This window comes from Microbacterium sp. YJN-G (genome assembly GCF_015040615.1).
GTDB lineage: Bacteria > Actinomycetota > Actinomycetes > Actinomycetales > Microbacteriaceae > Microbacterium.
Genome location: NZ_CP060402.1, coordinates 1,869,645 through 1,889,493, shown reverse-complemented (window position 1 = coordinate 1,889,493; position 19,849 = coordinate 1,869,645). Strand labels below are relative to the sequence as shown.

20 protein-coding genes are annotated in these 19,849 nt (G+C 69.0%); 15 read left to right on the top strand and 5 right to left on the bottom strand.

Features of this window, described 5'->3' with window-relative positions:
* Positions 1-2: 2 nt before the first annotated feature.
* Positions 3-986, bottom strand: coding sequence for an ABC transporter permease (locus tag H7694_RS09080; protein WP_193596217.1), 984 nt, complete (start codon positions 984-986; stop codon positions 3-5).
* Between the two features lie 257 nt (positions 987-1,243).
* On the opposite strand from H7694_RS09080, the gene lepA reads away from it, so the two are divergent.
* From lepA to H7694_RS09020, 12 genes are all read left to right on the top strand, one after another.
* Positions 1,244-3,106, top strand: coding sequence for a translation elongation factor 4 (lepA, locus tag H7694_RS09075; RefSeq protein WP_193596216.1), 1,863 nt, complete (start codon positions 1,244-1,246; stop codon positions 3,104-3,106).
* A gap of 86 nt (positions 3,107-3,192) precedes the next feature.
* The gene (locus H7694_RS09070) at positions 3,193-3,843 is read left to right on the top strand and encodes a DUF1990 family protein (RefSeq protein WP_193596215.1); all 651 of its coding nucleotides are present in this window, start codon (positions 3,193-3,195) and stop codon (positions 3,841-3,843) included.
* Positions 3,843-5,063 carry a radical SAM family heme chaperone HemW gene (gene hemW, locus H7694_RS09065; RefSeq protein ID WP_193596214.1) on the top strand — a complete coding sequence of 407 codons (1,221 nt, stop codon included), beginning with the start codon at positions 3,843-3,845 and terminating at the stop codon, positions 5,061-5,063. The genes H7694_RS09070 and hemW overlap by 1 nt, the downstream gene beginning before the upstream one ends.
* A gap of 57 nt (positions 5,064-5,120) precedes the next feature.
* On the top strand, positions 5,121-6,158 hold the full coding sequence (gene hrcA / locus H7694_RS09060; RefSeq protein WP_193596213.1) for a heat-inducible transcriptional repressor HrcA: 1,038 nt from the start codon (positions 5,121-5,123) through the stop codon (positions 6,156-6,158).
* 45 nt (positions 6,159-6,203) lie between these two features.
* Positions 6,204-7,310 carry a molecular chaperone DnaJ gene (gene dnaJ, locus H7694_RS09055; RefSeq protein WP_193596212.1) on the top strand — a complete coding sequence of 369 codons (1,107 nt, stop codon included), beginning with the start codon at positions 6,204-6,206 and terminating at the stop codon, positions 7,308-7,310.
* A 26-nt stretch (positions 7,311-7,336) separates the two neighbouring features.
* Entirely contained in the window at positions 7,337-8,065 is a 729-nt protein-coding gene (locus H7694_RS09050) for a 16S rRNA (uracil(1498)-N(3))-methyltransferase (protein ID WP_193596211.1), read from the top strand.
* Positions 8,066-8,130: 65 nt separating this feature from the next.
* A complete protein-coding gene (locus H7694_RS09045; protein WP_193596210.1) occupies positions 8,131-8,478 on the top strand; it encodes an HIT domain-containing protein in 348 nt (115 codons plus the stop codon).
* A 67-nt stretch (positions 8,479-8,545) separates the two neighbouring features.
* Entirely contained in the window at positions 8,546-9,571 is a 1,026-nt protein-coding gene (locus H7694_RS09040) for a PhoH family protein (RefSeq protein WP_193599148.1), read from the top strand.
* Entirely contained in the window at positions 9,568-10,026 is a 459-nt protein-coding gene (ybeY, locus tag H7694_RS09035; protein WP_193596209.1) for an rRNA maturation RNase YbeY, read from the top strand. Before H7694_RS09040 ends, ybeY begins: the two co-directional genes overlap by 4 nt.
* A complete protein-coding gene (locus tag H7694_RS09030; protein WP_193596208.1) occupies positions 10,023-11,321 on the top strand; it encodes a hemolysin family protein in 1,299 nt (432 codons plus the stop codon). Before ybeY ends, H7694_RS09030 begins: the two co-directional genes overlap by 4 nt.
* Positions 11,322-11,331: 10 nt before the next feature.
* The gene (gene era, locus H7694_RS09025) at positions 11,332-12,246 is read left to right on the top strand and encodes a GTPase Era (RefSeq protein WP_193599147.1); all 915 of its coding nucleotides are present in this window, start codon (positions 11,332-11,334) and stop codon (positions 12,244-12,246) included.
* A 1-nt stretch (position 12,247) separates the two neighbouring features.
* Positions 12,248-13,195, top strand: coding sequence for an NADP-dependent oxidoreductase (locus H7694_RS09020; RefSeq protein WP_193596207.1), 948 nt, complete (start codon positions 12,248-12,250; stop codon positions 13,193-13,195).
* A 19-nt stretch (positions 13,196-13,214) separates the two neighbouring features.
* Here the strand turns inward: H7694_RS09020 and H7694_RS09015 are convergent, their stop codons facing one another.
* Positions 13,215-13,886, bottom strand: coding sequence for a hypothetical protein (locus H7694_RS09015; protein ID WP_193596206.1), 672 nt, complete (start codon positions 13,884-13,886; stop codon positions 13,215-13,217).
* Positions 13,887-14,084: 198 nt separating this feature from the next.
* Here H7694_RS09015 and leuA point away from each other — a divergent pair, with 198 nt between their 5' ends.
* Positions 14,085-15,845, top strand: coding sequence for a 2-isopropylmalate synthase (gene leuA / locus H7694_RS09010; protein ID WP_193596205.1), 1,761 nt, complete (start codon positions 14,085-14,087; stop codon positions 15,843-15,845).
* 68 nt (positions 15,846-15,913) lie between these two features.
* Here leuA and H7694_RS09005 read toward each other — a convergent pair whose 3' ends face one another.
* Complete coding sequence (locus H7694_RS09005; protein ID WP_193596204.1) at positions 15,914-16,600, bottom strand: trimeric intracellular cation channel family protein; 687 nt, start codon at positions 16,598-16,600, stop codon at positions 15,914-15,916.
* A 36-nt stretch (positions 16,601-16,636) separates the two neighbouring features.
* Between H7694_RS09005 and recO the strand changes: the two genes are divergently transcribed.
* Positions 16,637-17,380, top strand: coding sequence for a DNA repair protein RecO (gene recO, locus H7694_RS09000; RefSeq protein WP_193596203.1), 744 nt, complete (start codon positions 16,637-16,639; stop codon positions 17,378-17,380).
* The gene (locus H7694_RS08995; protein WP_193596202.1) at positions 17,377-18,180 is read left to right on the top strand and encodes an isoprenyl transferase; all 804 of its coding nucleotides are present in this window, start codon (positions 17,377-17,379) and stop codon (positions 18,178-18,180) included. The genes recO and H7694_RS08995 overlap by 4 nt, the downstream gene beginning before the upstream one ends.
* A 242-nt stretch (positions 18,181-18,422) precedes the next feature.
* Here H7694_RS08995 and H7694_RS08990 read toward each other — a convergent pair whose 3' ends face one another.
* Both H7694_RS08990 and H7694_RS08985 read right to left on the bottom strand, forming a co-directional pair.
* A complete protein-coding gene (locus H7694_RS08990) occupies positions 18,423-19,283 on the bottom strand; it encodes a hypothetical protein (RefSeq protein WP_227468039.1) in 861 nt (286 codons plus the stop codon).
* Entirely contained in the window at positions 19,262-19,819 is a 558-nt protein-coding gene (locus H7694_RS08985) for a hypothetical protein (protein WP_193596201.1), read from the bottom strand. The genes H7694_RS08990 and H7694_RS08985 overlap by 22 nt, the downstream gene beginning before the upstream one ends.
* Positions 19,820-19,849: the final 30 nt, after the last annotated feature.

The following is a 19,849-nucleotide window of genomic DNA, read 5'->3' as shown; positions in this document are numbered from 1 at the left end:
GTTCAGCTCACCCTCACTCGCGGGTCGAGGACCACGACGGCGATGTCGGCGAGCAGGGCGCCGATCGCGGTCAGCACGGCGCCGAACGCCGCGACGGCCACGACGCCGTGCACGTCGTTGCCGTTGATGGTGGTCAGGAAGTAGCGGCCCATGCCCTGCCAGGCGAAGATCGTCTCGGTCAGGATCGCGCCGGTGAAGATGCCGGGGATCGCGAAGGCGACCTGGGTCGAGACGGGGATGAGGGCGGTGCGCAGCGCGTGACGGCGGATCGCCTGCTGCTTGGTGAGGCCCTTCGCCCGCGCGGTGCGCACGTAGTCGGCCTTGATGTTGTCGAGCAGCAGCGAGCGCTGCAGGAAGTGCGTCGCCGCGTACCCGGTGATCACGAGGGCGACCGTCGGCAGGATCAGATGCTGCAGCGCATCGATGATCACGGGGAAGAAGCCGGTCACTCCCTCACTCGAGGAACCGGTGACGAAGAACACCCGCTCGCCGACCCAGTTGTTGAAGTTGATCGCGAGGATCACCACGGCCAGGCCCGCGACGATGATGTTGATGTTCATCGTGACGATCGACACGGCCTGCCAGATGCGGTCACCGAGCTTGTACTGGCGCGAGGCGGTGTAGACGCCGATCCAGATGCCGAGCACCGTCATGATGATCGTCGCACCGAGCACCAGCTCGGCGCTGACCCACATGCGGAAGCCGATCTGCTCGTTCACCGAGCCCCCGGTGGGGCTCACCCCCCAGTCCCAGCGGAACAGGATTCCGGAGAACCAGGTCCACCACCTCTCGATCAGCGGAGTGCTCTCACTGAGATTGCGCGGTCCGAGCAGATTCTCGATCTGCTCCGGGCTGAGCGGGGGACGTCGGGCCACGTAGTTGCTGCGCGGATCGAGGAAGGACCAGGCCAGGAAATAGGTGATGTTGGTCGCGACCACGATCATGAGCAGCCAGCCGATCGTCCGGCGCACGAGATACTTGATCAAGGTGGTGATTCTTTCTCTTCTACAGCGCGCGCGGGATCTGCCGACGCAGCGCTGGGTCGGGAAGTCATTCAAGCATCATCCACGCCGCGGCGCACATCGACAGCGTGGGCGGCTGTGACGGAGTCCTGTGCTCCATGGCATCCGGTGTCAGACGCTCGAGGGCAACTTCGCGAGACTATCATCGGTTCTCCGGAATGGGGATTCCGGGCCGCTGAACGTAGAATCGTCAGAACGCTTCCGGCCCCACCAAGGACCCCATGTCACCCCGCGCTCTCACTCCGCTGTCGCCCTCGGCGACTCCCGCCACGCAGATCCGCAACTTCTGCATCATCGCCCACATCGATCACGGCAAGTCGACTCTCGCCGACCGGATGCTGCAGATCACCGGCGTCGTGGCGGACCGCGACATGCGCGCGCAGTACCTCGACCGCATGGACATCGAGCGCGAGCGCGGCATCACCATCAAGAGCCAGGCGGTCCGGATGCCGTGGGCCCTTCGACAGGCTCAGGGACCCAATGAAGAAGTGTTCGCCCTGAACATGATCGACACCCCGGGGCACGTCGACTTCACGTATGAGGTGTCGCGCTCCCTGGCCGCCTGCGAGGGCGCCATCCTGCTCGTCGACGCCGCCCAGGGCATCGAGGCCCAGACGCTCGCGAACCTCTATCTCGCGCTCGAGAACGATCTGACGATCATCCCGGTGCTCAACAAGATCGACCTGCCGGCGGCCGACCCCGACAAGTTCGCCAAGGAGCTCGCCGACCTGATCGGCGGCCGTCCAGAGGACGTGCTGCGTGTCTCGGGCAAGACCGGCCTGGGCGTCGAGGACCTGCTCGACCGCATCGTGCAGGAGATCCCCGCGCCCGTCGGCGACCCCGAGGCGCCCGCCCGCGCCATGATCTTCGACTCGGTTTACGACGCGTACCGCGGCGTGGTCACCTATGTGCGCATGGTCGACGGCAAGCTCGAGCCGCGCGAGCGCATCCAGATGATGTCGACCAAGGCGACGCACGACCTGCTCGAGATCGGCGTCTCCAGCCCCGAGCCGATCCCCACCAAGGGTCTCGGCGTCGGCGAGGTGGGCTACCTCATCACCGGTGTGAAGGATGTGCGCCAGTCGAAGGTCGGCGACACGGTCACCACCGCCCGTGGTTCGGCATCCGAGGCCCTTCCCGGCTACACCGATCCGAAGCCGATGGTCTTCTCGGGCATCTACCCGATCGACGGCAGCGACTACGCCGAGCTGCGCGAGGCACTCGACAAGCTCAAGCTCTCCGACGCCTCGCTGCAGTACGAGCCCGAGACCTCGGTGGCGCTCGGCTTCGGCTTCCGCTGCGGCTTCCTCGGTCTGCTGCACCTCGAGATCATCACCGAGCGCCTGTCGCGCGAGTTCGGTCTCGACCTCATCACCACGGCTCCCAGCGTGATCTACGAGGTCACCACCGACAACGGCGAGAAGGTCATCGTCACCAACCCCAGCGAGTATCCCGACGGCCGCGTCGCCTCGGTGTCCGAGCCCATGGTCAAGGCCGCCATCCTGCTGCCGAAGGACTACGTCGGCACCGTGATGGAGCTGTGCCAGTCGCGGCGCGGCTCGCTGCTGGGCATGGAGTACTTCTCCGAGGAGCGCGTCGAACTGCGCTACAACATGCCGCTCGGCGAGATCGTCTTCGACTTCTTCGACCAGCTCAAGTCCAAGACCCAGGGCTACGCCTCGCTGGACTACGAGCCCTCGGGTCAGCAGGAGGCCGACCTGGTGAAGGTCGACATCCTGCTGCAGGGCGACAAGGTCGACGCGTTCAGCTCGATCGTGCACCGCGAGAAGGCCTACGCCTACGGCACGATGATGGCCGAGCGGCTGCGCAAGCTCATCCCTCGCCAGCAGTTCGAGGTGCCCATCCAGGCCGCCATCGGCGCGCGCATCATCGCCCGCGAGACCATCCGCGCGATCCGCAAGGACGTGCTCGCCAAGTGCTACGGCGGTGACATCAGCCGCAAGCGCAAGCTGCTCGAGAAGCAGAAGGAGGGCAAGAAGCGGATGAAGATGGTCGGCCGCGTCGAGGTGCCCCAGGAGGCGTTCATCGCCGCCCTGTCGGGTGACGTCGAGACCAAGAAGTAGGCGGTCCGCAGGACCGGTCGGGCCCTTTCGCGAAACGGCGGAGGGCATCAGGGCGCCGTCCAGGCGCGTCACGTAGGGTTGTGCACATGCGTCGCGGGACATTCCGAGAAGGCACGGTCGACTATGCCGCGGTCGGGGCGACGCACGCCCCGGATCTCATGCAGTATCCGCCGGAGCACAGCATCCCGGCCGAGGAGACCTGGCGCATCGGCAGCGGCGAGGAGCGGTTCCGCTCCGCCGGCGAGGCACTGCTGTCGTGGACGGCGCAGCGCGCCGCCGGGCTCGAGCTCTCGGACGTGCGGCCCGAATCTGGCACCGCGTACACGGGTGTCAGCTTCGACGCCGAGGGCGCTCCCATCGCCCCGAACCGCAGCCAGGTCGAGCAGCGCTTCGACTCCGAGGGCACGCCGTACGTCGCGCCGGGGATGACCCTGAAGCTGCGCGGGCGCGTCAACGGGATGCGCGCGGATGCCGAGCTGCGCGTCATCTCGGTCACCGAGGAGCGCCGCCGGATCGGCTTCGTGCTGGGCACCGTCCGCGGATCGGTGGTCAGCGGCGAGGAGTCGTTCGACATCGACTGGCGTGACGACACCGACGAGGTCTGGTTCACCGTGCGTGCCTTCGACGCACCCGTCTCGCTGCTCTACCGCCTGCCCGGCATGGTGCGTCGCCGTCGCCGTGAGCTGTTCGCGCGCTACCTGCGGGCGATCTCGCCGCTGTACACCACGCCCATCTGATGGCAGGACCGCTTCCCGTGGGGGATCCGGCGCCGCCCGACGGCCGGCTGCCCCAGGATCTCGATGTCGATGCGTCGATGCCGCTGTCGGCGTATCTGCACGTGCCGTTCTGCCGGGTGCGGTGCGGGTACTGCGACTTCAACACCTATACGTCCAGTGAGCTGCGCGGCGCGCGGCAGGACGAGTACGCCGACACGCTGATCCGAGAGATCGCCCTGGCCCGTGAGGTGCTCGGCGAGGCGGATGCCGTGCGCCCGCTCGACACGGTCTTCTTCGGCGGCGGCACGCCGACGCTGCTGCCGCCTGGTGACCTGGCGCGGATGCTGCACGCGGCATCCGACGCCTTCGGCATCCGTGACGGCGCCGAGGTGACCGTCGAGGCGAACCCCGACACCGTGACGCCGGCGGTTGTCGACACGCTGAGGGAGGCGGGGGTGACCCGCCTCTCGATCGGGATGCAGTCGGCCGTGCCGCACGTGCTGGCGGCGCTGGATCGCACGCACCGCCCCGAGAACGTCGCCACGGCCGTCCGCGCGGCGCGGGAGGCCGGGCTCGACGTCAGCGTCGACCTCATCTACGGCGCGCCGGGCGAGTCGCCGGCGGACTGGGAGCGATCGCTGGACGAGGCGATCGGGCTGCAGCCCGACCACATCTCGGCCTACGCGCTCATCATCGAGGACGGCACGAAGCTGGCCAGGCAGATCCGCCGCGGCGAGGTTCCGACCCCGGACGACGACCTGCAGGCCGACATGTACGAGACCGCCGACCGGCGGCTGGCCGAGGCCGGGTTCGCCTGGTACGAGGTGAGCAACTGGGCGCGCGAGGACCGCAACCGCTCACGGCACAACCTGGCGTACTGGCGCGGTTCGGACTGGTGGGGGTTCGGTCCCGGTGCGCACAGTCATGTCGCGGGCCTGCGGTGGTGGAACGTGAAGCATCCCGCCGCGTACGCGCAGCGCCTGGCGTCGGGGGAGTCGCCGGCCGCGGGCCGCGAGCGCCCGGATGCTCAGGCGCGCACCCTCGAGCGGGTGCTGCTGCAGAGTCGTCTTGCCGAGGGACTGCCGATCGCCGACATCGAGCCGACCCGTCGTGATCGCGTCGCCGAGCTCATCTCGGACGGGCTCGTCGATGCGGCATCCGCGCTGCGCGACCGCCGGGTGCGCCTCACCCTGCGCGGCCGGCTGCTCGCCGACGCGGTCGTCCGCGCCCTCACCGACTGACCTGGGTCCCGGGGTAGAATTGGCACTCAGACCGGGGGAGTGCCAGAAGGGAGCGACATGGTCACGGAACGAGGACTCGAGGTTCTCCGTGCGATCGTGCAGGACTATGTCGCCACCCACGAGCCCGTCGGCAGCAAGTCGATCGTCGAGCGGCACGCCTTCGGGGTGTCGGCGGCGACCATCCGCAACGACATGGCGCAGCTCGAGGACGAAGAGCTGATCGCCGCGCCGCACACCTCATCCGGTCGCGTGCCCACGGACAAGGGCTACCGGGTGTTCGTGAACCATCTCGCCCAGCTGCGGCCGCTGTCGGGTCCGCAGCGCAGTGCGATCGAATCGTTCCTCGCCGATCCCTCCGATCTCGACGACCTCATGGCCCGCACCGTGCGCGTGCTCACGCAGCTCACCGGGCAGGTGGCCCTGGCACAGTACCCGTCGTTCGCGCGCGCCAGCATCACCCACATCGAACTGGTCGCGCTCTCCCCGAACCGCGTGCTGGTGGTGATGGTGACCGACGCGGGTGGTGTGTCGCAGCGCATCGCACCGCTGCCGCTGGACATCGACGAGGCCGACGTGGCGGTCATGCGCGCACGGATCTCGGCGCTGATCACCGGCCGCGCGGTGAGCGAGGCGACCGAGCGCATCCTCACCCTGGGCGGTGCGGATGCCGCAGCGATGCGCCTGCAGCCGGCGCTGGACACCCTCGCCGCCGTGATCTCCGAGGAACTCGCCGAGTTCCGCCAGGAGCGGCTGGTGATGGCGGGAGCGGCGACGCTCGCGCGTCGCGAGCACGACTTCCGCGGCAGCATCCATCCGCTGCTGGAGGCCATCGAGGAGCAGGTCACGCTGCTGCGGCTGATGAGTGAGATGGTCACCGACGAGCACGGCCTCGCGACGAGCATCGGCACCGAGAACGCCCCGTTCGGCCTCGGCGAGGCGTCGATCGTGGCCAGCAACTACGCCGCCCCCGGCGGCATGGCGCGCGTGGGCGTGATGGGTCCCACGCGCATGGACTATCCGAGCAACCTCGCCGCGGCCCGCGCCGTGGCCCGCTACCTGTCGCGGATGCTCGAGGAGGACGGCAGCGCCCACTGACGCGCTCCGTCGAAGACGCACGCACACACACGCAGAAAGGTGAACGTGGCGGATCATTATGAGGTCCTCGGGGTGTCCCGCGACGCCTCCCAGGACGAGATCAAGAAGGCCTACCGCAAGCTCGCGCGGCAGCTGCACCCCGATGTGAACCCGGGGGAGGATGCCGCCGAGCGGTTCAAGCTGGTGACGCACGCATACGACGTGCTCAGCGACGAGGACTCGCGGCGCCGCTACGACATGGGCGGCGACGAGAACGGCGGCTTCGGCGGCTTCGGGGGCTTCGGCGACATCTTCGAGACCTTCTTCGGTGCGGGCGGCGGAGGGCGGACGGCGCGCCCGCGGTCGCGGCGGGAGCGCGGCGAGGATGCCCTCGTGCGGGTCGGCCTCGAGCTCGGCGACGTCGTCTTCGGCGTGCACCGCGACATCGAGGTCGACACGGCCGTGCTCTGCGAGACCTGTCAGGGCAGCTGCTGCCAGCCGGGCACTTCGCCGGTGACGTGCGACGTCTGCGGCGGCACCGGCCACGTGCAGCGTCAGGTGCGCAGCCTTCTCGGCAACGTCATCACCACCCAGCCGTGCGGCTCGTGCGAGGGCTTCGGCACGACCATCGCCTACCCCTGCGGCGGATGCGCCGGCCAGGGTCGCGTGCGCACCCGGCGCACGGTGTCGCTCGACATCCCCGCGGGCGTCGAGACCGGCCTGCGCCTGCAGCTGCCCGGCTCCGGCGCCGTCGGCCGCGCGGGCGGCCCGAACGGCGACCTCTACGTCGAGGTCACGGTCGCGCCCCACCCGGTGTTCAGCCGTGAGGGCGACGATCTGCTCGCGACGCTGGAGGTGTCGATGACGGATGCCATCCTCGGCGCGACCACCACCATCGACGGGCTCGACGGCACGGTCGACCTCGAGCTGCGCGCCGGCGTGCAGTCCGGCGACGTGCTCACCATCGCCGGTCGCGGCGTGACGCCGCTGCGCGGCAGCCAGCGTGGGGATCTGCGCGTGGGCGTGCAGGTGGTCACCCCCACCCGCCTCGACTCGGCGCAGCGCAAGCTCATCGAGGAATTCGCCAAGAAGGCGAAGGCTCCGGCGCCGCAGCTCGCGCAGTTCCAGCAGGGGCTGTTCTCGAAGCTGCGCGACCGGTTCCGCAGCCACTGACCGCCCTCTCGACGATCGGATCCGACATGGCGCTGCACTTCATCGTCCCCGACTGCACGGATGCCGCGGTCGGCGACGTCATCGCCCTCACCGGCACCGAGGCCAAGCACGCCTCGACCGTCAGGCGGGTGCGGCTGGGAGAGACCATCACCCTCGGCGACGGCACCGGCACCTGGCTGGAGGGCGCCGTCGAGGATGTGTCGGCGTCGCGGGTGACCGTGCGCATCGGCGCCCGCAGCGTGCAGGAGCGTCCGTCCTCGCGGATCGTGCTCGTGCAGGCCCTCGCGAAGGGTGACCGCGACGAGCTCGCCATCCAGGCGGCCTGCGAACTGGGCGCCGACGAGATCGTCCCCTGGCAGGCGGCGCGCAGCGTCTCGCGCTGGGACGGCCCCAAGGCCGCCAAGGGGCGCGAGCGGTGGGCGAGCATCGTCCGCGAGGCCGCCAAGCAGGCGCACCGCGCGTGGGTGCCCTCCGTCGCGCCGGTGGAGTCCACCGCCCAGCTCGCGAAGCGGGCCGAGGATGCCAGGATGCTCGTGCTCGACCCGTGGACCGAGACCCGACTGACCGGCATCCGCTCCGACGGACGTGACATCGTGCTGGTCGTCGGACCCGAGGGCGGCATCGCCTCCGAGGAGCTGGAGAGGCTCGAGGAGGCCGGAGCCGAGCGCGTGCGCCTGGGCGACACCGTGCTGCGCACCTCGACCGCCGGTCCCGCGGCGATCGCCGTGCTGTCCGGAGCCATCGGGCGCTGGTGAGCCGTACCCGGACGATGGAAGACCGTGCCCGGCCGGGCGCGGCATCCGCTCAGTAGACTGAACGCATGACCGAACCCTCGATCTTCACCCGGATCCTGAACGGCGAGATCCCGGGCGACTTCGTCGCCCGGACCGAGCGGGTCTTCGCCATCCGCGACATCAACCCGCAGGCACCCGTGCACGTGCTGATCATCCCGGTCACCGAGCAGTACCGCGACGTCACCGAGCTCGCCGCCGGTGACCCGGGCCTGATGGCCGAGATGGTCGCGATGGCCAAGGAGATCGCCGCCGAGCACTCCAACGGGGAGTATCGTCTGATCTTCAACAACGGCCCCAGCGCCGGACAGTCCGTCTTCCACGTGCACGCGCACGTGCTCGCCGACATCGAGGAGGGCAAGCTCGTTGGCTTCTGACGCACCCGCCCCGCAGTTCCCCGCTCAGCCTGAACGCACCGAGCGCATCTACGCCGACGGGGTCGCCATGGTGCAGCTGCTCGGCCCGCAGGACCGGCTGCTGCGCATGCTCGAGAAGCAGCACCCCCGGGTGCAGGTGCTGGTCCGCGGCAACGAGATCAACCTCGGCGGTTCGGATGCCGACGTCGAGGCGGCCATGAAGCTCGTCGAAGAGCTGCTCGAGATGACCCGCTCGGGCCACGACCTGCTGCCCAGCGATGTCGAGCACTCGGCGAAGATGCTGCGCCGCGACGACGGGCCCCGCCCCAGCGAGGTGCTCGGCGAGGCGATCCTCTCCACCCGCGGCCGCGTCATCCGCCCCAAGACCCTCGGGCAGAAGGAGTACGTCGACGCGATCGAGCAGAACACGATCGTCTTCGGTATCGGCCCTGCGGGAACAGGCAAGACCTATCTCGCGATGGCCAAGGCCGTGCAGGCGCTGCAGCGCAAAGAGGTGCAGCGCATCATCCTGACCCGGCCGGCTGTCGAGGCGGGGGAGCGGCTCGGCTTCCTGCCCGGCTCGCTCACCGACAAGATCGACCCGTACCTGCGCCCGCTGTACGACGCGCTCAACGAGATGATGGACCCCGAGGTCGTGCCCCGCCTGATGGCGACGGGCACCATCGAGGTCGCCCCGCTCGCGTACATGCGCGGACGCACCCTGAACGACTCGTTCGTCGTGCTCGACGAGGCGCAGAACACCACGCCCGAGCAGATGAAGATGTTCCTGACCCGGCTCGGCTTCGGCACGAAGATGGTGGTCACCGGCGACATCACCCAGGTCGACCTGCCCACCGGCGCCTCGGGCCTGCGACTGGTCACCCGGGTGCTCGGCGACATCGACGACATCCACTTCTCGCGCCTGACCAGCGACGATGTCGTGCGCCACTCGCTCGTCGGGCGCATCGTCGACGCCTACAGCGAGTACGACGAGAAGCGCACCGCAGCCCGTGTGGAGCGCGAGCAGGCGCACGAGTTCGCCAACCGCGCCGACCGGCGCGCGGGCATGCGCCCCAATCTGAGAGACCGCAAGCCGAGACGGGGCCTGGAATGATCGAGATCAACAACGAGTCGGCGGTCGACGTCGACGAGACGGTGCTGCAGCGGCTGACCGACTTCAACCTCGCGCAGCTGCATGTCAGCCCGGATGCCGAGGTCGCGATCGTGCTCGTCGACGAGGGTGCGATGGAGTCGCTGCACGTGCAGTGGATGGACGAGCCCGGCCCCACCGACGTGCTGAGCTTCCCGATGGACGAGCTGCGCCCCGGCACCCCCGATCGCCCGACGGCCCCCGGCCTGCTCGGTGACATCGTGCTGTGCCCGCAGGTGGCCGAGGCCCAGGCGCAGACTGCCGGGCACACGCTGATGGACGAGCTCATCCTGCTGACCACCCACGGACTGCTGCACCTGCTGGGCTTCGACCACGCCGAGCCCGAGGACGAGCGCGAGATGTTCGGACTGCAGAAGTCGCTGATCGAGGCGTTCGCACAGGCCGAGCGCCGTCGATGACACCGGCGATACTCCTCGCGGCGGCCGTGCTGCTGGTCGCCTTCGGCGGCCTCATGGCCGCCGTGGACGCGGCGTTCTCGGTGACCTCGCGCTCGGGTATCGAAGAGCTGGCCGCCGAGGGACGCAACGCCAAGGCGCTGCGCACGATCGCGGCGGACCCCGACCCGCACGTCAACGCCGTGGCGTTCATGCGCGTGCTGTCCGAGACCACCGCGGCGGTGCTCGTCACGGTCGCACTCGACTCGCTGCTGCCGAGCATCTGGTGGGCCATGCTGGCCGCCGCGCTGCTGATGACGGCCATCACCTTCGTGCTGGTCGGGGCGAGCCCGCGCTCGTTCGGCCGGCTGCACGCGGCGACGATGCTGCAGGCGTGGTCGCCCACCGTGCGCGGCGTGCGAATTCTGCTCGGCCCGCTCGCCCAGGCACTGGTCAGCGCCGGACGCCGGGTGACGCCCGGCACCGGACGCAGCAGCTTCGCCTCGGAGGAGCAGCTGCTGAGCATGGTCGACGAGGCGGCGTCGAACGACCTCATCGAGGAGGACGACCGCGACCTCATCCACTCGGTGTTCGACTTCACCGACCAGTTCGTGCGCGCCGTCATGGTGCCCCGCACCGAGATGCTCGCGGTCGATGCGACGGCGACCACGACCGAGGCGATGGATCTGTTCCTGCGCAGCGGAGTCTCGCGGATGCCGGTCGTCGACGACGAGGCCGACGACGTCGTGGGAGTGCTGTACCTGAAGGACCTCGTGCAGTTCGCGTACCGCGACGAGAGCTCCTGGCGCGGTGCGCCGGTGCGGCCGATCGCGCGGCCGGCGGTGTTCGTCCCCGAGTCGATGCGCGCCGAGACGCTGCTGCAGCAGATGAAGCGGGATGCCGTGCACGTGTGCATCGTCGTCGACGAGCACGGCGGGATCTCGGGCCTGGTCACCCTCGAGGACCTCATCGAGGAGCTCGTCGGCGAGATCGCGGACGAGTACGACCGCAACCCTGCCGAGGTCGTCGAACTGGGGGCCGGACGGTACCGGGTCAACTCGCGTCTGCCGCTGGAGGATGTCGGCGATCTGTTCGGGCTGCAGCTCGAGGACGAGGACGTCGACTCGATCGGCGGGCTGCTGGGCAAGGCGCTCGGGCAGATCCCGCAGCCCGGTGCGATGGCGACCGTCGACGGGCTGGTGCTCACCGGCGGCGCATCGCGCGGACGCGGCAGGGGCATCGCGACGGTGTTCGTCGAGCGCGCGCCGGACGAGGATGGGCAGAAGAGGGACGATGACGGAGGACAGCGGGATGACTGACGACACCGGGATGACTGACGACACTGGGAGGGCTGGGCAGACGCGCAGCGGATTCGTGACGTTCGTGGGCCGGCCGAATGTCGGCAAGTCGACGCTGACCAACGCGCTGGTCGGCGAGAAGATCGCGATCACGAGCGAGAAGCCGCAGACGACCAGACGGGCGATCCGCGGCATCCTGAACCGCCCGGACGGGCAGCTCGTGATCGTCGACACCCCCGGCATCCACAAGCCCCGCACGCTGCTCGGCGAGCGGCTCAACGACCTCGTCGAGCAGGTGCTCGGCGACGTCGACGTGATCGGGTTCTGCGTGCCGGCGACCGAGAAGGTCGGTCCGGGAGACCGGCGGATCGCCGCCTCGCTGGACGGCTACCCGCGCGCGAAGAAGGTCGCCATCGTCACGAAGACGGATGCTGCGGACAAGGACGAGATCGTCGAGCGGCTCATGGAGGTGGATTCGCTGCGCGAGGACTGGGCGGCGGTCATCCCGCTCTCGGCGCTCACCCGCGAGCAGCTGGACGTGCTGGCCGACGAGATGCTGCAGCTCATGCCCGAAGGGCCCCGGCTGTACGAGGACGGCATCGTCACCGACGAGTCGACCGAGGACCGCATCGCCGAGATCATCCGCGAGGCGGCGCTGGAGGGCGTGCGCGACGAGCTGCCGCACTCGATTGCCGTGGTCGTCGACGACGTCGAGCCGCGCGAGGACAGCGACCTGACCGATGTGTACGCATCGATCGTCGTCGAGCGAGACAGCCAGAAGGCGATCATCATCGGCCGCAAGGGCGCACGCCTGCGCGATGTCGGCGCGGCCGCGCGTGCGGGCATCGAGGAGCTGCTGGGAACGCGGGTGTTCCTCAAGCTGCACGTGCGCGTGGCGAAGGAGTGGCAGCGCGACCCGAAGCAGCTCGGCCGGCTGGGCTTCTGACATGGCGATGCGCTGGGTCGCCCCTTCCTGGGGCGCGCCGGCGGAGTGGCGATTCGAGGACTACGAGCCGCCCGCGCCCGGTCCGGGCGAGGTGACGATCCGCGTGCACGCCGCCGGCGTGAATCCGGCGGATGCCAAGCACGTGGCCGCGCCCAGGCCCGGGGTCGAGCCGCCGGTGCCGATCGGGTACGAGGTGTCGGGGGTGGTCACGGCGATCGGACCGGACACCGGGATCGTCACGGGCGCCGCCGCTGTCGGCGATGAGGTGATCGCGTTCCGCGTCCGCGGCGGGTACGCCACCGCGCTGACCGTCCCCGCGCAGAAGGTGCTGCGCAAGCCCGCGCCGCTGACACATCCCGAAGCCGCCAACCTGCTGCTGGCCGGGACCACCGCCGCCGAGATGCTCCACGTCGTCGGAGCCGAGGCCGGCCAGACGCTGCTGCTGCACGGCGCGTCCGGCGCCGTCGGTCTGAGCCTGCTGCAGCAGGCCGCGCTACGCGGCATCCGCGTGATCGGCACCGCGAGCCCGGCCCGCTTCGAAGAGGTGCGCCGGTACGGCGGCATCCCGGTGGCGTACGGACCGGGGCTCTCGACGCGCGTCGACGAGGCGCTGGCTGCCCTCGGCGCCGACCGGATCGACGCGGCCCTGGATGCCGTCGGGACGGCCGAGGCGGTCGACACGTCGCTCGCCCTGGTCGCCGACCGGGCGCGGATCGTCACGATCGCGGCATCCGGTGCTGCGGCCGAACACGGGTTCCGGGCGATCGCCGGATCCCAGCCCGCCAGCGCCGCGTTCCGTGACGCTGCGCGGATCGATCTCGTGGACCTCGCCGAACGCGGCCTGCTCGTCGTCCCGATGGCGCTCGAGTTCCCGCTCGATCAGGCGCCGCAGGCGCACGCGATGCTGGCCGGAGGGCATCCGGGCGGGAAGATCGCGCTGATCCCCTGAGCCGGCCCTCGCCTCTGACTCAGCCCTCGACGCCGCGCAGTACCGAGCGGATGAAGACGACGCCCTCGCCGAAGTCCTCGTCGGCGGCCCTCTGCAGGGTGCCGTCGTCCCAGACGACGTCGACCCAGAGGTATCCGCGTGCCGGGTACGAGTCGAGATAGACGGTGCCGTCGGTGCCCAGCAGTTCGGGCAGCTGACTCTGGATCGCCATCAGCCTCGCCTCGGTGGCGTCGCCCGTGCTTCCGTCGCTCGGGTCGTCGAACGGCATCGGGTCGTACAGTGCGAGCGGCACGGGCGGCCGGGTCACGGTGAGGCTCGCGCCGTCGTACGTGCCGGTCACGGCGTAGGTGCCCCAGCGCACGTCCCCGCTGGTCCCGCCTTCCACAATCTCCGAGCCGTCCATCCCTTCCCACGTCCAGTCCTCCAGCGGCACGCCGGAGCACTGCGGGGGATAGGACTCGGCGACCGGGCCGAGGCAGAACTCGACCTCGCCGCCGGCACCCATGACCGTGCCCTGGCCGGTCACCTCACCGGCCGGAGGGGCGGGCATCAGAGACCCCAGGGACTGGCCGACCGGGGTATCCGAGCTCGCCGGGGCGCGGCCGCCGGGGTCGGCGGCGCAGGCACCCAGACTGAGCAGTCCGACAAGACCGATGATGCAGGCGGGAACGAGACTGCGCGATGTGCTCATACTTCGACAGTGTCGTGAACAGGTCGATCGTCTCACGATGTGCGCAGCGGGTCTTCGGAAGCTGTTAGCATCGAAGTATGCCTCTGGGCGGACTGCTTCTTCTTAGCTGCCGCGACGAGTCCTGATCTTCGGGCCTTCCTCGTCGCGGCGCTTGTGTTGGCCTGAACACATTTCCTGACGAAGAGAAGCAGCCCCACCATGAAGAACACCCAGAAGCCCTCCGCGATGCCGGTCCACAAGTACCGGCCGTACCACGAGCAGATCCGGTTCGATCTGCCGGACCGCACCTGGCCCTCGAAGCGGATCACCGAGGCGCCGCGCTGGTGCGCCGTCGACCTGCGGGACGGCAACCAGGCGCTCATCGATCCGATGTCGCCCGAGCGCAAGCGGGTCATGTTCGAGCTGCTGGTCAGCATGGGCTACAAGGAGATCGAGGTCGGGTTCCCGTCGGCGAGCCAGACCGACTTCGACTTCGTGCGCCAGCTGATCGAAGAGAACCTCATTCCCGACGACGTCACGATCCAGGTGCTGACCCAGTGCCGCGAGCACCTGATCGAGCGCACCTACGAGGCGATCACCGGTGCCAAGCAGGCGATCGTGCACTTCTACAACTCCACCAGCGTGCTGCAGCGCGAGGTCGTGTTCCGCTCCGACCGTGAGGGCGTCAAGCAGATCGCGCTGGAGGGTGCCCGGCTGTGCCGGAAGTACGAGAAGACCATCCCCGACACCGAGGTGTACTACGAGTACTCGCCCGAGAGCTACACCGGCACCGAGCTGGAGTACGCCGTCGAGGTGTGCAACGCCGTCATCGAGGTGATCGAGCCCACGCCCGACCGCAAGATCATCATCAACCTGCCCGCGACCGTCGAGATGGCCAGCCCCAACGTCTACGCCGACTCGATCGAGTGGATGAACCGGCACCTGGCGCAGCGTGAGAACGTCATCCTGTCACTGCATCCGCACAACGACCGCGGCACTGCCGTCGCCGCCGCCGAGCTGGGCTACATGGCCGGCGCCGACCGCATCGAGGGCTGCCTGTTCGGCAACGGCGAGCGCACCGGCAATGTCGACCTGGTCGCGCTGGGCGTGAACCTGTTCACGCAGGGCATCGACCCGCAGATCGACTTCAGCGACATCGACCAGGTCAAGCGCACCGTCGAGTACTGCAACCAGCTGCCCGTGCCCGAGCGCAGCCCCTGGGCGGGCGACCTCGTCTTCACCGCGTTCAGCGGCTCGCACCAGGATGCGATCAAGAAGGGCTTCGAGGCGATGGCCGCGAAGGCCGAGGCCGAGGGCGTCACCGTCGACGAGATCGAATGGGCAGTGCCGTACCTGCCCGTCGACCCGAAGGACCTGGGGCGCTCGTACGAGGCCGTCATCCGCGTCAACTCGCAGTCCGGCAAGGGCGGCGTGGCCTACCTGCTGAAGACCGACCACGCCCTCGACCTGCCGCGCAAGCTGCAGATCGAGTTCTCGGGTGTGGTGCAGGCGAAGACGGATGCCGAGGGCGGCGAGGTGACCAGCGACCAGATCTGGTCGATCTTCACCGACGAGTACCTGCCCGCCGATGACGCCGCGGCCAAGTGGGGCCGTTTCGAGCTGCTGGGAACGCAGACCCGCAGCGACATGTCCGGCGAGGTGTCGCTCGATGTGGTGCTGCGCGACGGCGAACAGCGCGTCGAGACCGCCGGGCAGGGGAACGGCCCGATCGCCGCGTTCATCGAGATCCTGCGCGAGCGCGGCTTCGACATCTCGCTGTACGACTACGTCGAGCACACGCTCTCGACCGGCGGCGACGCGCAGGCGGCCGCCTACGTCGAACTGCAGGTGGACGACCAGCGGCTGTGGGGCGTGGGCATCGACGGCGACATCTCGACGGCGAGCCTGAAGGCGATCGTCTCGTGCGTCAACCGCTCGATCCGCACGCGGGAGACCGCAGGCGAGCTCGCCGCCGTCTGATCGTTTCGCTGGGACTGACTTCCGGTCTGGGCCCCTGAGGCTTTTGAAGGGCCCCAGGCCGGAACACGTCAGGGCTTGATGATCGGGATGATCCCGGTCTCCGCCGCCACCTTCCGGCGGTGCAGGCGCCGCTGCTCGGGCAGCGAGACGTCGAAGACCACCGCGAGCACCCGGATGATCGCGGTCACGACGATCCCGATGACCGCGGCAGCGGTGATCCCCATGCCGAAGGCGTGGGCGACGACGATGAAGGTGCAGCCGACCCCCGCAGCGACCGCGTAGAGCGAGCCGACGTGCATGATGGCGACGGGCAGCCCCAGCAGCACGTCACGCAGCATGCCGCCGCCGACGGCCGCGCAGACACCGATGAACACGGCGGGAACGGGCGGGATGCCGAAGGCGATGGCCTTGCTGACGCCGAAGGCACCGAACATGCCGATCACGACGGCGTCGAGCACGACGATGAACGTGTTGATCCGGTTGAACACCCCGGCGAGCAGCATCCCGAACAGCGCCGCACCGGCGGCGGTGACCAGATACCAGTCGCTCTGCAGGGTGGCTGGTGGCTGTCCGATGAGCAGGTCGCGGATGAGTCCGCCGCCCATTCCGATCATGACGCCGATGATGGCGACGCCCAGCCAGTCCAGGCGGCGCTGGCCCTGGAATCCTGAGGCGAACATGGCACCCTGGATGCCGCCCAGAGCGACGCCGAGCAGATCGGCCCACAGCGGGATGGTGAAGAGCGGTTCGGTCACCCATCCATTGTCACGCGCGCGGGGGATAATCGATGCGTGCCCACGTATCGAGACGAAGCAGTGATCCTGCGCACCCACAAGCTGGGTGAGGCGGATCGCATCGTCACCATGCTCTCGAGGCGCAACGGCAAGATCCGGGCGGTCGCCAAGGGCGTGCGACGCACCTCGTCGAAGTTCGGGTCGCGGCTCGAGCCGTTCATGGTCGCCGATGTGCAGCTGTATCAGGGCCGCTCGCTCGACATCGTGCAGCAGGCGGAGTCGCTGGGCGCGTACGGCGCGGACATCGCCGTCGACTACGAGCGGTTCACGGCCGCGAACGCGATGGTCGAGACCGCTGACAGGCTGAACGAGGCCGAGGCGACGCCCGAGCAGTATCTGCTGCTGGTCGGAGGGCTGCGTTCGCTCTCGCGCGGCGAGCATGCCGCGCGCAGCATCCTGGATTCTTATCTGCTGCGGGTCATGTCGCTGTCGGGATGGGCGCCGGCGCTCAATGACTGCGCCCGGTGCGGTGCGGCGGGGCCGCACACGCATTTCGGTGCGCAGCTCGGCGGCACGGTGTGCACCGAGTGCGCTCCGGCCGGAAGCCCGCGCATCTCGGCATCGACGCTCGCGCTGCTGCGGGCGCTGATCGGCGGCGACTGGGATGTGGTGGATGCTGCGCCGCCCGCCGACCTCGCTGCGGCGTCGGGTACCGTCGCCGCGTACGCGCAATGGCATCTGGAGCGCGGCATCCGCTCGCTCGAGCACGTGGCCGCCCCCGGACGACAAGGAGCACGGTGACCCCGAAGCCCTACACCCACAAGGATGCGGTGCCGTTCCGCCCGCTCGACTGGACGGGCAAGACGCCGCCGGCGTTCCCGGCGGTGCCCAATCATGTCGCGATCGTCATGGACGGTAACGGACGGTGGGCGAACCGCCGGGGCCTGAACCGCATCGAGGGGCACAAGGCGGGCGAGGAGGTGCTGCTCGACGTCGTCGCCGGGGCGATCCAGGCGGGGGTGAAGCACCTGTCGGTGTACGCGTTCTCGACCGAGAACTGGGCGCGCTCTCCCGAGGAGGTGCGCTTCCTCATGGGTTACAACCGCGATGTGCTGCACCGCCGGCGCGATCAGCTGAACGAGTGGGGCGTGCGGGTGCGGTGGGCCGGGCGCAAGCCGCGGCTGTGGGGTTCGGTGATCAAGGAACTGCAGTTCGCCGAGCAGCTCACCCGCGACAACGATGTGCTGACGCTGACGATGTGCGTGAACTACGGCGGACGGGTGGAGCTCGTCGACGCGGTGCGCGCCCTCGCCGAAGAGGTGAAGGCCGGCCGGATGAAGCCGAGCGCGATCACCGAGAAGCAGATCCGCCGGAACCTGTACGTGCCGGACATGCCGGATGTGGACCTGTTCCTGCGCAGCTCGGGGGAGCAGCGCACCTCGAACTTCCTGCTGTGGCAGTCGGCCTACGCCGAGATGGTCTTCCTCGACACGCTCTGGCCGGACTTCTCCCGCGAGGAGCTGTGGCGCGCGATCGGGATCTACCTCTCCCGCGACCGCCGCTTCGGCGGTGCGATCGACGCGCCCGACGCGTCCGTCTGACCCCTGTCGCAGGGGCATGTCTTCCGCTGGGTCCCTGAGCCTGTCGAAGGGCCGCTGGTTTCTGGTGAGTGCCCGGGCTGCGTGAGGTCTCCCTTCGTTCGCAGAGCGGGCTCCTTCCCGCTGCGCGGGCCCCTCCCGATGCTCACTCCGGGAGACCTCACTCCGCCCTCGTCGTGTGCTCAGGCTGGGTCGCTGTGCCGCTTGGGTCCCTGAGCCTGTCGAAGGGCCCCAAGCCCTAACGTTCAGCAGCCGGGTCCGTCGGGATCTTCCGTGCAGGTGTGCGCGACGAGCGCAGTGTGCGCTTCGTAGATGCGGATGTCCTGGCCGGCGCCGGTCGTGGTGAGTTCACCGGTGATGGAGAACCAGCCACCGCCGAGGTCGATCTCTGCGGTGTAGGCGACGTCGACGCGAGCTGTGTAGGTGCCGCGTTCGGTGTAGGTGTGGCTGGTGTCGGTGGGAGAGAACTGCGGAAGGCGGAGCGCTTCCCAGCTCTGTCCGCCGGTGGTGGTCCGTGTCGTCTGGCCGTCGCCGTAGTGGAAGGTGAAGGACGCCGGGGTGAAGCGCACGGTGATCGGGTAACCGAACAGCTCGCCCGTCTGAGTGTGAGTGGTGGCGGCCGTGACGAAGTTGGTGGGCAGTCCAGCCACGCCGAGATTGTCGGGCTCACCCGCAAGGGAGCTCGGGTCTGGGGCGAAGGATGCGAGGTCGGTGATCGTGATCGGCGGGATCGAAGGGGCCGGTTCGTCGTCTTCGGGGTCGACGCGGTTCAGTGCGTCCACACACCGCATCATGAGATTCCAGTCATCGTCGCACTGCGTGAATGGGTCGGGTCGGGGCTGGATGTTGACCACGGGAGTCGCGTCGTCCGTGCTGTTGTCCGGCTCGGCATCGTCGGAGCTCGACTCTCGGGGCTCGTTGGACGAACCAGGTTTCTTCCAGGTTCCCGATGCCTCTACTGATTCGTCGGTCTTCTTGACCGTGCACTCTCCGAGTTCCTGCTCCAGCAAAGAGCACGGCTTGGAGTCACTGGCGGTGGCCGGTGCTCCCATCGCCACGACTGCGACAGCGCAGATCAGCCCGGTTACGACTCTGCTGATGCGCATGACTCGTCCTCTACTGCCTGCGATTCGGCAAGCAGGATTGCTTCGCCATCGATGATGAAGGTCACGTCGAGCGCGTAGCGATCCGGGCGGGTCGGCGAGACGACGGACTTCCCGTTGACGTCGACGATGTCCGTTTCGCTCACATCGCTGCAGATGCGTGCATTTATCCGGTCGGGGCGCTCGTAAGACTGCCCTTCGAAACTGACCAGCTTCGATGCCCCGTGGCGGGACAACTCCTCTGCCTGCAGTCGCGAAATCGATTCGCGCTCCGATGCCGCATATCGACCGGTGACATAGTCACGCGTGGCATCGAGCGCCGATCCGTCCGCGAGGTCGATGGCGTTGTAAACGGCAAGATACTCCCTGTACGTCTCTTCTGCCGCAGCGAATGCTTCCTCGTCGGACGAGAACAGTGCGGTCTCTGTCGGTTCCGGCTCAGGCTCGGAGGCCGGTGTGCACGCGGCGAGCATCCCGAGGCTGAGCAGGCCGGCGGACAGAGCACCGAGGGCGCGGACGGACGATGCGGCGTGGGTCACCCGGCCACGGTAGCCCGAACCACCCTGTGC

Bases quoted from the DNA above. Each gene is read 5' to 3' on its own strand.
- lepA (WP_193596216.1), top strand. From the start codon at position 1,244: ATGTCACCCCGCGCTCTCACTCCGCTGTCGCCCTCGGCGACTCCCGCC.
- H7694_RS09070 (WP_193596215.1), top strand. From the start codon at position 3,193: ATGCGTCGCGGGACATTCCGAGAAGGCACGGTCGACTATGCCGCGGTC.
- hemW (WP_193596214.1), top strand. From the start codon at position 3,843: ATGGCAGGACCGCTTCCCGTGGGGGATCCGGCGCCGCCCGACGGCCGG.
- hrcA (WP_193596213.1), top strand. From the start codon at position 5,121: ATGGTCACGGAACGAGGACTCGAGGTTCTCCGTGCGATCGTGCAGGAC.
- H7694_RS09050 (WP_193596211.1), top strand. From the start codon at position 7,337: ATGGCGCTGCACTTCATCGTCCCCGACTGCACGGATGCCGCGGTCGGC.
- H7694_RS09045 (WP_193596210.1), top strand. From the start codon at position 8,131: ATGACCGAACCCTCGATCTTCACCCGGATCCTGAACGGCGAGATCCCG.
- H7694_RS09040 (WP_193599148.1), top strand. From the start codon at position 8,546: ATGGTGCAGCTGCTCGGCCCGCAGGACCGGCTGCTGCGCATGCTCGAG.
- ybeY (WP_193596209.1), top strand. From the start codon at position 9,568: ATGATCGAGATCAACAACGAGTCGGCGGTCGACGTCGACGAGACGGTG.
- H7694_RS09030 (WP_193596208.1), top strand. From the start codon at position 10,023: ATGACACCGGCGATACTCCTCGCGGCGGCCGTGCTGCTGGTCGCCTTC.
- era (WP_193599147.1), top strand. From the start codon at position 11,332: ATGACTGACGACACTGGGAGGGCTGGGCAGACGCGCAGCGGATTCGTG.
- H7694_RS09020 (WP_193596207.1), top strand. From the start codon at position 12,248: ATGGCGATGCGCTGGGTCGCCCCTTCCTGGGGCGCGCCGGCGGAGTGG.
- H7694_RS09015 (WP_193596206.1), bottom strand. From the start codon at position 13,886: ATGAGCACATCGCGCAGTCTCGTTCCCGCCTGCATCATCGGTCTTGTC.
- leuA (WP_193596205.1), top strand. From the start codon at position 14,085: ATGAAGAACACCCAGAAGCCCTCCGCGATGCCGGTCCACAAGTACCGG.
- H7694_RS08990 (WP_227468039.1), bottom strand. From the start codon at position 19,283: ATGCGCATCAGCAGAGTCGTAACCGGGCTGATCTGCGCTGTCGCAGTC.